The 12,667-nt window shown below is 32.4% G+C and carries 14 protein-coding genes; 1 reads left to right on the forward strand and 13 read right to left on the reverse strand.

The window, feature by feature from the left end; translation table 11 throughout:
- Positions 1–41: 41 nt before the first annotated feature.
- The 4 genes from J7M77_RS06070 to J7M77_RS06085 all read right to left on the reverse strand — a co-directional run bounded on the left by J7M77_RS06070 (position 42) and on the right by J7M77_RS06085 (position 2,789).
- Positions 42–227 carry a hypothetical protein gene (locus tag J7M77_RS06070; protein WP_296876941.1) on the reverse strand — a complete coding sequence of 62 codons (186 nt, stop codon included), beginning with the start codon at positions 225–227 and terminating at the stop codon, positions 42–44.
- A 22-nt stretch (positions 228–249) separates the two neighbouring features.
- Positions 250–837 carry a phosphatase PAP2 family protein gene (locus J7M77_RS06075; protein ID WP_296876942.1) on the reverse strand — a complete coding sequence of 196 codons (588 nt, stop codon included), beginning with the start codon at positions 835–837 and terminating at the stop codon, positions 250–252.
- 98 nt (positions 838–935) lie between these two features.
- Positions 936–1,481, reverse strand: coding sequence for a serine O-acetyltransferase EpsC (epsC, locus tag J7M77_RS06080; RefSeq protein WP_296876943.1), 546 nt, complete (start codon positions 1,479–1,481; stop codon positions 936–938).
- A gap of 315 nt (positions 1,482–1,796) precedes the next feature.
- Complete coding sequence (locus J7M77_RS06085) at positions 1,797–2,789, reverse strand: glycosyltransferase (RefSeq protein WP_296876944.1); 993 nt, start codon at positions 2,787–2,789, stop codon at positions 1,797–1,799.
- A 117-nt stretch (positions 2,790–2,906) separates the two neighbouring features.
- Here J7M77_RS06085 and J7M77_RS06090 point away from each other — a divergent pair, with 117 nt between their 5' ends.
- The gene (locus J7M77_RS06090) at positions 2,907–3,197 is read left to right on the forward strand and encodes a hypothetical protein (protein ID WP_296876945.1); all 291 of its coding nucleotides are present in this window, start codon (positions 2,907–2,909) and stop codon (positions 3,195–3,197) included.
- 28 nt (positions 3,198–3,225) lie between these two features.
- On the opposite strand, the gene J7M77_RS06095 is transcribed toward J7M77_RS06090, so the two are convergent.
- The 9 genes from J7M77_RS06095 to J7M77_RS06135 all read right to left on the reverse strand — a co-directional run bounded on the left by J7M77_RS06095 (position 3,226) and on the right by J7M77_RS06135 (position 12,665).
- Positions 3,226–4,428 carry a pyridoxal phosphate-dependent aminotransferase gene (locus J7M77_RS06095; protein WP_296876946.1) on the reverse strand — a complete coding sequence of 401 codons (1,203 nt, stop codon included), beginning with the start codon at positions 4,426–4,428 and terminating at the stop codon, positions 3,226–3,228.
- Between the two features lies 1 nt (position 4,429).
- Positions 4,430–5,674 carry a M24 family metallopeptidase gene (locus J7M77_RS06100; RefSeq protein WP_296876947.1) on the reverse strand — a complete coding sequence of 415 codons (1,245 nt, stop codon included), beginning with the start codon at positions 5,672–5,674 and terminating at the stop codon, positions 4,430–4,432.
- 124 nt (positions 5,675–5,798) lie between these two features.
- Entirely contained in the window at positions 5,799–7,460 is a 1,662-nt protein-coding gene (locus J7M77_RS06105) for a peptide ABC transporter substrate-binding protein (RefSeq protein ID WP_296876948.1), read from the reverse strand.
- Positions 7,461–7,477: 17 nt separating this feature from the next.
- Positions 7,478–8,452 carry an ABC transporter ATP-binding protein gene (locus J7M77_RS06110; RefSeq protein WP_296876949.1) on the reverse strand — a complete coding sequence of 325 codons (975 nt, stop codon included), beginning with the start codon at positions 8,450–8,452 and terminating at the stop codon, positions 7,478–7,480.
- Between the two features lie 3 nt (positions 8,453–8,455).
- Positions 8,456–9,466: an ABC transporter ATP-binding protein gene (locus J7M77_RS06115; RefSeq protein ID WP_296876950.1), complete on the reverse strand. Its 1,011-nt coding sequence runs from the start codon at positions 9,464–9,466 to the stop codon at positions 8,456–8,458.
- Positions 9,467–9,481: 15 nt separating this feature from the next.
- Entirely contained in the window at positions 9,482–10,411 is a 930-nt protein-coding gene (locus J7M77_RS06120) for an ABC transporter permease (RefSeq protein ID WP_296876951.1), read from the reverse strand.
- A 12-nt stretch (positions 10,412–10,423) separates the two neighbouring features.
- Entirely contained in the window at positions 10,424–11,341 is a 918-nt protein-coding gene (locus J7M77_RS06125) for an ABC transporter permease (protein WP_296876952.1), read from the reverse strand.
- Between the two features lie 246 nt (positions 11,342–11,587).
- Positions 11,588–12,121, reverse strand: coding sequence for a thermonuclease family protein (locus tag J7M77_RS06130; RefSeq protein WP_296876953.1), 534 nt, complete (start codon positions 12,119–12,121; stop codon positions 11,588–11,590).
- Positions 12,105–12,665 (reverse strand): ribonuclease H family protein, encoded by a 561-nt coding sequence (locus tag J7M77_RS06135; RefSeq protein WP_296876954.1) that lies wholly within the window; start codon positions 12,663–12,665, stop codon positions 12,105–12,107. Before J7M77_RS06135 ends, J7M77_RS06130 begins: the two co-directional genes overlap by 17 nt.
- Positions 12,666–12,667: the final 2 nt, after the last annotated feature.

A 12,667-nucleotide genomic window follows, 5' to 3' on the forward strand; every position in this document is an offset into this window, starting at 1 on the left:
CTATACTGTTTAAACTTAAATTTCTGCATTAATCCTTCTCCTTAAATAATTATCTTTATTATAGCATATCTTTGCCTAGATTTGTGCTGTTTATTCCATTTATCCAAAAGTTCTTGAATATAGTCAAGACTCATTGAAGGATATATTTCTTTAGTTATTAAATCATATAAATGATATTCATCATCAATTTTTATGATTGTTAAAGCATATTCATCTAAATTAGACAAAATAATACCCCCTTAGCACACTTTATGCTTGCCAAGAGGGAATATGACCAATATATAAAACAATGCTTAAAGAAAGCAAAAAGCCACCTAAAACATCACTAAAGTAATGAACACCTAAATATACGCGACTAATTAAGACAATTACAATGATCAAAGCACTAATCACGCATAATCCCTTTCGATATTTTAAATCACTTTGCCATAAATAATAAATTATTAATCCATACAAACAAGTTATTGCCATAGCATGACCACTAGGAAAACTATAACCGCTTTCATTGATTAAACTAATAACTGGCCGCGGTCTTTGAATTATTTCTTTTAATCCCCGATTAATTCCTTGTTGCACTAACGATGCAATCAAACATACCAAACCAATTTTAAAACGCCAAAACAAAATTAAAACAATTACGATACTTATTCCAATAAAACTACCTAAATGCGTTATAGTTTTAAAAAAAGCCGTTAAATAATCATTAGCTATCAAATTTAAAAAACTAAAAACTAACTGATCTAATGGTTTGATAATCTCAGTAACGATCAGTAAATAATCAATTAAAAACAATCCTAATGGAATCAAAAATAAAAATCTTTTATAATTCTTTTTCATACCTAACCACATATTCCACCAATGAAATATTTTCGTTATCAAAATTACTAATAATTTTTAAACTGACTAAGTTTGAATACTTTTTTAGTATTTAAAAATTAATCAAGTTCCTTTTTAACTTTGACACCATTTTCTTTTACAATAAAAGCCGGTACACCTACAACAGTACAATTATCAGGAACGTCTTTTAAAACAACTGTCTGGGCTCCTAAAATCGTATTATTACCAATCGTAACATCACCAATTACTTTTGCACCAGCGGAAACCATGACATTATTTAATAACGTTGGATGCCGTTTGACTTTATGTTCACCTGTTCCAACACCACCTAAGGTCACCCCTTGATATAAGACACAATCATCACCAATGATCGTAGTTTCGCCAATTACTACCCCCATACCATGATCAATAAATAACCGTTTACCAATTGTTGCCCCAGGATGAATTTCAATCCCTGTAAAAAAACGAGCAAGCTGACTTAATAAACGTGCTAATAATTTTAAATGTAATTTAGTCCATAAAAAATGATTGATCCGATAACAGAACATAGCATGTACCCCTGGGTAATTAATTACTACATTTAAAGCATAACGTGCTGCTGGATCGGTTTCAATTACTTTTTTGATTAAACTTTTCTCCTTCATTTATTTCACCCCTTTTAGTTACTATAGCGATATTTTTAAAATATTGCAACTAATATAGTATAAAATATGCACTAGCCATATTAATTTCTAGGCAAAAATCAAACAGAACTCATCCCCTATGAGTTCTGCTTTAAATATTAGATACTTATTATAGTGTGTATCTTTCTTCCCCTATTTATAAATCATTTCTGATTTATATATGTATTATATCTATCAAGTAAAAAAAGTCAACATAAATATTGAAAAAAACTAATTATATTAATTAAATTTAGAATTATACTAAATCTTTAAGTAAAAATCATAAACATCTTCTATTTATAGATCATATAATTTACCAATCAGTTCATATCCATGATTGATTAACCGATTAGATAATGGCTTTTCACCAATTGCCATACGACCATAAACCGTATTTTTTAAATCATTGTATAAACGACGATTAGTATATTCAAGATAAATCCAGATATCCTCTTTATTTTGTAAGCTTTCTTGAGTCCCTTTTTTACATAATAAAACTGTAACTACTAAACTGACCATCGCTAAATATCTAATCATATATTTACGCTGTTTTCGAGAACGTAAACTATAAATATCAAAATAATCAAAATATAAACGTGCTAATTCAAATAATTCATCGCTTTTTAAACTATAAAGGCGATCATAATTAATTGGATTTTTACCAAAGCAGTACAATGGCATATCAATATAACAAAATGAACGAATATATGGTATTGCCCCAAAAGCTAATATTTCTAACTGGAAATTAGCTTTAAGAGGAAAATTATCAATTATTTCCTTAACAATCTGTGTTTTTAAGATCATTGCATGATTTAATAAATATTGATTCTTTTTAAAATGTTTAATTTCATGCCAGCCAAAGATTTTATCAGCTGGTAATAATTTACGGTAGCTAGTCTTTCGCTGTTTTTTTAAATAGCCATAGCTATAATCTGTTACAATCACATCAAGGTTAGCCTGAACCCGAATAATATCGCTTAAAGTTTCCATTACTCGAACCAGTGATGCCCGATCAAACCAGTCATAACAGTTTAAATATTTAAAATATAATCCGGTTGCCTGATGATAAGCTAATTTCAAATCCGCCACATTATTATCATTTTTTATTACTTTGACCGTTTCTGGATATTTTTCTTGATACTGCATAGCCCGGTGATAGGTTCCATCAGTAGAATTTTGATCAATGATGATTATTTCAATTTCATCTTTTAGCAGCAAACATGGCTCTAAAGCCCGATCAAGATGATCAACTGTGTTATAACAAGGTATACAGACTGTTAGTAATTTCATTACGTTAAACCTCCTATCTTTTATATCTTAGCATATTTATTGGTTAATATACAGTTGATATTGCATTTCTTAGTAATTTGTGGTATTTTAATTAGGTACTTATAAAGGAGATATGTTATGTATTTTGTAATAAACTGTTTTATCAGTGCAGTATGCATTGTTTCGTTAATTTTATTTACGGAAGTATTTCCAAAATTCATTAAATTTATTTTAGGGGCTGTGCAAGTAATTACTACTTCATACGCAATCGCTATTTTGATTAAAAAAATTGGAGAGTGGACTAATGTATGGTCTGGGGATTATAAATATATTAATTCTAATTTTCTTTGGATCTTACCAATTGTTGCTGTAATTACAATTGCAATTGCTTTCTTCTGTAATAAAAGAGCTAAAAATAAGAAAAAATAAATGATGATCAATTAATCATCATTTATTTTTATTTTATCCCCTTTTTTAAAGCAATATTCTTTAATGTCAAAGCAATTTTTTCTAATACCTTTACAACTTTCTGATCATCTTGATAAACCCCTAAAATAATCCGAAAATGCCCTTCACCGCCTGGACCATAATTTTTACCATCATTTACTGACACTTTAGCTTCATCTAGTAAAATCTTACAAATTTCACTACTATCTCCAAGTTTACTAACATTAACCCAAGCCATAAATCCTGACTCTGGCAATTTTAAAGATACTCCAGGAACTTCATTTAAGATTCGATAAGCCTGATGCCGGCGATAATCATATTTATGACCATATTCTTGCATGAATTCCGGATGTTTAAACGCTTCTATTAAAGCAATTTGATTAACTGTATTACTTGCTCCAATAACGCTTACTGCACAGCCATAAAATACATCCATAATTTCATCACAGGCAAAAATATAACCAATTCGATAACCGCTAAGTCCCATCCCCTTAGATACGGAACAAACCGTTATGGTACGGTCAAACATGTCTGGTAAACTCATTGGCGCAATAAATTCATTTTCATAAGTAAAATCATCAAAAGCCTGGTCACAAACTAAAATTAAATCATTTTCTAACACCACTTTTCTAATCGCTTCTAAACTAGCGCGATTAAAAACCGTCGTAGTTGGATTATTGGGATGGGTTAAAACGATCATTTTGGTCTTATCAGTTACTAACGCAGCTAATTTATCATAACTAATTTGATAATCATCTTTTGTATCTAATAATAAAGGAATCATCTTAGCTTGCATCATCGTGATATTTTGTAAATTATTAGGATAACATGGTGTTGGTACAATTACCTCATCACCAGCTGATAAAAAAGGAAACATACTAAAAAATAATGCACTATCACTACCAGGAGTAATGATAATATTTCGTTTAGGATCTAATTTAACACCATATTTATCTTTAGCATAATTGCATATAATTTCTCTAAGTTCCAAATTACCAGTAGGTGCGGTATAGTGACTAGCAATCGGTTCTTTTAAAGCAGCAATTGTTTCATCCAAAATAAAATCAGGTAAACTTTGATCTGGCATCATAGGATCAGCCCAGCCCATTAACGCTACATTATCTTTGGCAAGTTTAGCATAGTTATCACCAACATCGGCTTTTTCTACCTGGTCAAATAAACCGCCAGAAAAAGTTTGGAATTCTGGTTTCATCTTATTTTTCATCATACTTAATAAAATAAATATCCTTTCTGCCTGGATGTAAATAAACTAGTCCCTCTTTAGTAAAAGCAATCGTTTCTTCAGTATAAAAATAATAATCCTGACCAAATGCTTTAGCCTTAGTATTCAGCTCTAATGCATAAGTAGTATCATAAGACATCAAAACATCACCCTTTACTGGAATTGCTTTTTGATTATTCCATAAGCCAATTGTTGGTCCCGGACCATGTCCATAAAAATTACATGGATGGGAATATAACACCGCTTCAATTCCTTCTTGTTTAGCTTGATTTAAAGCCTCTAATAACACTTGATTACCGCTTTTTCCTTCCGCCATAGTATTAGCGACGATATCTTGAAAACGATCATTAATTTTCATTCCGGCTTTGAGATCTGCTGGTAACTGTTCTTCACCATCTCTAGCAATATAAGCTAATCGTTGCGTATCTGTACAAATATTTAAATAGCGAATTCCAAAATCCATGTGCAACAAATCACCTTTTTCAATTACCCCAAAATAACGTGGATCATCTAATCCCGGACGTTGTAAATCAATCGTTGGTTCAAACCAGTAATCTAATCCTAAATCTTTTACCTTTTGCATCATTAACCATTGCAGATCCTCGCAAGTAGTTTTACCAGGGATAATACTTTTAGCACTAAAAGTTTCTTCAATTACGGAAAAAGCCACTTCCATAACTTCAGGATGCAATTTTAATTCCGTTGGCGTTCTTAGTTCCATCAATTTAATTGCCATTAAATCATCACGGATAATTCGTTTAACATACTTTTCATCCATTTTAGAAGTAATCATTTCATATAGTCCCTGACTCATTCCATCACTAAAGGCAAAGTTATTAGAAACATTAATAATAATATTTTCAGGATCATATTCTTTGCATAACCGATTTAAACAAACCATTTGATCTTCATTATTAAAATCTTTCCAATAACTAGTATAATAAGGTGCTAGTTCCTGACTTGGCATACAAAGCGAAAAACGTTCTACTTTATCTTTATCTTTTACAAAAGCAAATAAAGAAATTCGCCGAGCTGTAGGGTAACTAGCAGGAGTGATAGCATGGAACAAAGGATCTTCATTATATTCCTTTGAAGCAGTTAGCCAAATGCAGCTATCATATTTTTCCATTACTTTAGGCAAGATTAATTCTAATCGTTCTTTTAAAATTTGATCTTTAATTTGATACTGTTCTTTTATTGATTTGATTTTAACCATCTCTTTAACTCCTTTCTTATTCTATCCCAAATATTACCTCACTAGATAATCATATAATTATTCTTAACAAATTTCAATTGAATAAAAGAAAAAGGTATACCTAGTGGCATACCTTTTATAAAGACTATTCTTTAATTGTAGCTTTAGTTAAGTCAAAATGACCTTCTGGTGAATGAGTAATACCAGAAACTTTACTTGATAATAAGTAAGGTTCAGTATATCCAAATAATGGAATAATATAATGTTGTTCAGCTACTAAATAGTTTTCAGCAGCATGTAATGCATTCATTCTTCCAGCATGATCATCAATTGCATTAGCAGCATTTACTAATTCTTCAAATTTAGCATCATCAACTGTATTACCAGGAGTTGAAGAACCAACATACATTGATAAGTATGCCATTGGGTCTACGAAGTCACCAGTCATAGCATGACGGCAGATTTCGAAGTTACCTTCATCACGATCAGCAAAGAATGCTTCTTTTTCTTCAGCAACTAATTCTACGTTAACATACGCTTCTTTTAATGAAGCTTGTAATGCTTGAGCTACGTTTTTATGCATAGTTAAATCGTTATATTTATATGTTAATTCTAACATATTGTTTTCACTATAACCTTTAGATGCCATGATTTGTTTAGCTTGTTCTAAATCATAAGTAGCTAATTTTTGAGTAGCATCTTGTTCTTCACGGAAGTCACCAGTTGCACCAGGAATACCTTTTGGAATTAATCCGCTTAATTCATAAGCCATATCCCCATATCCTAATGCTTGTAATACATCATCACGGTTGATTGCAAGTGATAAAGCGTTACGGATATCTACATCTTTTAATGCTTCATTAGTGTTTTCATCACCAGCATTGATTAAGATATAGTAGTTACAGATAAATGGATCAATTGACCATAAGTTTTCTTGTAAATCTTTATCTTTATTGATTGTATCTACGTTACATGCAGTAGCGAAATCAATTTCATCATTTTGGAATGCACTAACTTGAGCATCCATATCACTCATTACTTTGAAAGAAATAGAGTTAATTGATACATCGTCAGCACCAGCAAATTCTTCATTTTTTTCTAAGAATACTTCATCTTTAGTATTTACTGAAGTAACTTTGAAAGCACCATTGTATGGTACGTCATCATTATTTGCCCAAGAAGAAGTTGTAATATCTCCATCTTTAGCATTTTCAGTAATATATTTTTCTTGTACTGGGTAGAATACTGTATTAGTTAATAATGCAGTAAAATATGAGCATTTTGCTTTTAAAGTAATTTGGATAGTAGTATCATCAACTGCTACAGCACCGAATTCTTTCATTTTGTCAATATCAGTATATGGTGTATCAGTTTGAGTACCATCTTCATTATCTTTCATATATGTTGTACCAGTAATATATTGATAGATAAATTGAGTATAGTATCCACCAGTAGTTACTGCACGTTTCCATGCATAAACGAAGTCGTTAGCAGTTAATTTGCTACCATCGCTCCATTTTAAACCACTAGGAATTTTGATAGTATAAGTAAGACCATCAGCACTGATTTCAGGCATATCAGTAGCTAAATTTGGAACTACATCACCATCTTCACTTAACTTGTATAGACCTTGATAAGCTTGTGCTAAAATGTTAGCAGTAATTGAATCATCTACGATTGCAGGGTCTAAATCAGCAGTGTCCCCACCAACTGCAACACGTAGATCGGCTTGACTTCCACCACCGCATCCTGTTAAAACAGTTAATGCCATGATGAAACTAAGCCCATAAGCTAATAGTTTTTTCATGTTTGTTCCCCTTTCAACTATTCTTCATATAAGAAACATGCAACTTGGCGATTTCCAACTTTTTTAAGAGCCGGTTTTGCTTGAGCACATTTCTCAGTTGCCTTTGGACAACGTGTCCTGAATACGCATCCACTAGGCGGATTTATCGGACTAGGAAGTTCACCTTCTAGAACGATACGATTTTTACTGCGAGCTGTCTTTGGATCCGGAATAGGAACCGAAGATAGCAACGCCTGAGTATAAGGATGAAGCGGTTCATGATAAATATCATCAGCTTCACCGATTTCAACCATATTTCCTAGATACATTACCCCAATACGATCAGAAATATGTTTAACCATGCTCAAATCATGAGCAATGAACAAATATGCAATTCCCATTTCTTCTTGGATTTTTTCAAGTAAGTTAATAACCTGTGCTTGAATTGAAACATCCAATGCTGAAATTGGTTCATCACAAACAATAAATTTTGGATTTAATGCTAGGGTTCTAGCAATCCCGATTCTTTGTCTTTGTCCTCCGGAAAACTCATGAGGATAACGGCGAATATGGTCAGGTTTTAACCCAACAATTTCTAATAATTCACGAACTCTTTTTTCGCGTTCTTCTTTAGTATCATAAACATTATGAATATCCATTGGTTCTCTAATAATTTCCCCAACAGTCATTCTTGGATTTAAACTTGCATAAGGATCTTGGAAGATCATTTGCATATCACGACGGAATTCTTTTAATTCAGCCCCTTTGATCTTAGTAATATCTTTTCCTTCAAATATTACTTGTCCTTCAGTAGGGTTATAAATTTTAACCAAAGCTCGTCCTGTTGTTGATTTCCCACATCCTGATTCACCAACTAAACCAAACGTTTCACCTGGCTTAATTTCAAAATCAACACCATCAACTGCTTTAACTATTTGTTTTTTCGCTAAAAAGCCACCTGATACTGGGAAATGAACTTTAAGTCCTTTTACTTTTAAAATTGGTTCACTCATCGTCTATTCCCCTCTTTCCTTACAATATGGACTATTTAACCAGCAAGAACTACAATGTGTTTTTGAAATACTGCGATATTCATCCATGTAATCAACACATATATTCATTGCACTTTCACAACGATCAACAAATGGACATCCATCAGAAATATTTAATAAATCTGGTGGTGATCCAGGAATTGGATGTAATTCTTTTCTTTCCTTTTCCTCTGGATTAGAAATACAAGATAATAATCCTTTAGTATATGGATGTTGTGGATTGTAGAAAATTTCATCAGTAGTTCCAGTTTCTACGATCTTACCACCATACATGATTGCAATACGATCACAAATACTAGCTACAACACCTAAGTCATGAGTAATCATGATAATACTTGAATCGATTTCATCTTTTAAGCTGCTGATCAACTCTAATACTTGCGCTTGGATCGTTACGTCCAATGCTGTAGTTGGTTCATCGGCAATAATTACTTTTGGATCACAAGCCAATGCGATAGCAATGATAATTCTTTGACGCATTCCTCCAGAAAATTGATGAGGATATTGACGGATTCTCGTTTCTGGTGAAGGAATCCCAACTTTACGCATCAAATCAATTGCTTTATTGCGCGCTTCTTTTTTAGAAATTTTTGGATTATGGTTAATGATTGGTTCAATTAACTGAGTTTCGATTCTTAATGTTGGATTTAAGAATGTCATTGGATCTTGGAAGATCATTGCCATATCATTACCACGAATACGGTCCATTGTTTCTTCATATTTTTTACGACTATCAAATGATGTTGGTGAAATTTCTTCACCATCAATTTTTACAGAGCCTTTAGTTACTTTACCATTTCCCGCAAGCAAGCCCATAATGGAAAACATTGTTTGTGATTTTCCAGAACCAGATTCACCAACGACTCCAAGTACTTCACCCTTATCTACATAAAAAGATACATCACGAACAGCTTTAACTGTCCCGTTTTCGGTAGTAAATTCAGTAGTAAGGTCATTTACTTCTAACATTTTCATTCTATAATTCCCCTCCTACTTCTTCTTAGGGTCAAGGGCATCCCCTAAACCATCACCAATAAAGTTTAAAGCTAACATTGTTAAACAGATTGCAAGTACTGGCCAAACAATTTGTAATGGCTGAGAACTAATTAATGATTTAGCATCATTAGCTAGAGTACCCCAGCTGGCTTGTGGTGCTGACAACCCGATTCCTAAGAACCCTAATGTTGCTTCATAGAAAATTGAACTAGGCACTAACATTGTAAATGATACAATGATTGGTCCCATTGAGTTAATAATTAAGTGTTTTAACAAGATTCTTGGTTTGCTTGCCCCTAATACAAAGGCTGCCAAAGAAAATTCTTGTTCTTTAAGCGTCATTACCTGCGCTCTAACTTGCCTAGCCATACCCATCCATGAACTGATACAAATACCAATAATGATTGATAAGAAGTTAGATCCCATAACTACTGTAATCATAATCAAATATAACATATCAGGGATAGAATATAAGGCATCAACAATACGCATCATAACCATATCTACTTTACCACCGGCATATCCAGAAACCGCTCCATAAGTTACCCCAACTAATAATGAGATAATGGCTGCTGAAAAACCAACAGCAAGAGAGATACGTCCACCATACATAATTCGAACTAAGTTATCCCGTCCAAAACGGTCCGTACCAAAAATATGTTCTAATGATGGATTAGCAAACGCATTTGACATTTCTTGACCATCATAAGTATATTTAGAAAAAATCGGTACAAGAATACAGCAAATTAACATCAATCCTAAAAAGCAAAGCCCAATCAATGCCAATTTATTCTTTTTAAAACGTGACCAGGCATCAGCTAAATAAGTTTTACTTTCGTAAGCGATTTTTTCACTATTCTTTTTTGAATCATCCAGCTTTTCAAACATTTCTGGAGTAAATTCGATTTTCTTTGTATTTTCCATCTCTTTACCTCCCTACTTTAATTTGATCCGTGGATCGACGATAGCTGATAAAATATCAGTAATAATATTAAATGTAATAACTAAAAATCCTAAGAAAATTGTCATCCCCATGATCATTGAATAATCACGGTTAGTAATACTTGAAACCATTTCTCGTCCAATTCCTGGAATTGAGAATAATGATTCGATTACGAAACTTCCTGTAAGCATATAAGCAAATGCAGGACCTGCATATGTAATAACAGGAATCAATGCATTTTTAAGTGCATGTTTAATTACAACTTTACGATATGGCGTTCCTTTAGAACGAGCCAAAATAATATAATCTTGTCGCATTACTTCAAGCATACTACTACGAGTTAAACGACAAATCATTGAAATCGGATAGAACGATAGCGCCATTACTGGAAGTACGTAATGGGCTGGGGTGTTTAAACCAACAAACGGGAATATTCCCAGCTTGACCCCGAGAACGATCATCAATAAGATCCCTATCAAGAATGAAGGGACTGATACCCCAATGGTCGCAACAAACATACAAATATTGCTGACCCACTTACGTTTTGACAACGCTGCCCCAGTACCTAAAGCAATTCCTACAACCAATGCTGTCGCAAAAGCTACAGAACCTAATCTTGCTGTAACTGGGAAACACTGAACGATCGTATCATTAACTTCACGTCCAGAACGAACAATACTTTCTCCTAAATCACCATGAACCAGATCTTCCATATAGATAAGATATTGTTCAAATACTGGCTTGTCTAAATTGTACTTTTTCATTGCAAGCTCTCTTTGTGCTTCATTTTTATATTTTTCACCACTTAATGGTGACCCTGGTGTTGCTTTCATCAAGAAGAACGTTGCTGATGAAAGTAAGAACAAGGTAACTATACCAATGAGCACACGCTTTAAAACATACCTAAACATTTAATCACCTATTCCTTTACTATATATTAATTAGAATACCTTAATACGTATAAAATTTCAAACATTTTTTTGCACATTGTATACAAAAAAATAGTGAAATACCCGTAAAAACCGCGAATTGTATACGATTATACACGTTTTTTTAAAATAAAAAAATTTTAAAAAAATTAATAAAAGTTAATATTTTATCGTTCACAAAATCAATTATATCAATAATTTATTATCAATTCAATAATATTTTTACCACTAATTACCACTATAAATTCCTAGATGATTACTTCTAGCCTCGTTATCAGCATCAATAATTTCCTGTTTATAAGTGTAATCATAGCCATAATCATAAAACTTTTCGACTAGTCCTTCTTTAGCTAATTTTTCTTGTAACAGTTCTCCATCGACAAAAACCCAAACTAACAAACGATCATATTTATCTTTAGAATCACCGTCTTTATTCAATTCTAATTCAATCGTTTTAGCATTAGTTAATTCATTTTTCGTATAAGCACTAGCTTCTTTTCCATAAGGTTCAATTTGATTAGTTGATTCCGGGGTATCAATATATAAAAAACGCACTTTAGTACTTTCACCATCAATATTAAACCAGGCTGTATCCCCATCAACACATTTATCCAAGGTAACTGCAAAACGTTCCCCTGGTTCGATCGTCTGGTTACTAAGATAAAAGTTATATCCAGCAATTAAAGCTAAAATTACTAGACCAATCCAGCTTTTAGCCAAGTATCTTTTTTTACTTTTTGTCAGTTTAATCTTTTTTGCCATTTATTCCTACCGCCTTTTTTGCTAAAAAATCTGCTCGTTCATTATAAAAATCACCACTATGAGCCAATACTTTGATAAACATGATCGTTAAAGATTGCCGATATTTGGCAATTTCCTGCTGATAATTGATTGTTCCTTCTTTATTGGCTTTCCATAAACCATTGGCCCACTTTTCAATTCCTTCATAATCATAATAAATACAAATTTCTTTATAACCATGATTGCTTGCATATTTTAAAGCTTGTAAACTGCCTAAAATTTCACCAGCGACATTACGCATTGAAACATAACGAGGATCATTTCCTTTACCGTTTAATTCACAAATAACTTTTTGTCCTAAAATAATTACACAGCCATAGCCATATTCTTTTGTTTTAATATTAAAACTGCCATCAACATAAGCAATCAAACCGTTATCCTGGTTAAAGTTAGTCTTCTTTTCTTCAATAAAAGACTTAGCTTCTTCAATTGATTTAAATGACTTATAAATCGCTCCTTTATAACCATTGACTTGTTCTTTACATTCCTCCCAAGTTAAATAAATTC

Source organism: Thomasclavelia sp., assembly GCF_017889095.1.
Taxonomy (GTDB): Bacteria; Bacillota_I; Bacilli_A; order Erysipelotrichales; family Coprobacillaceae; genus Thomasclavelia.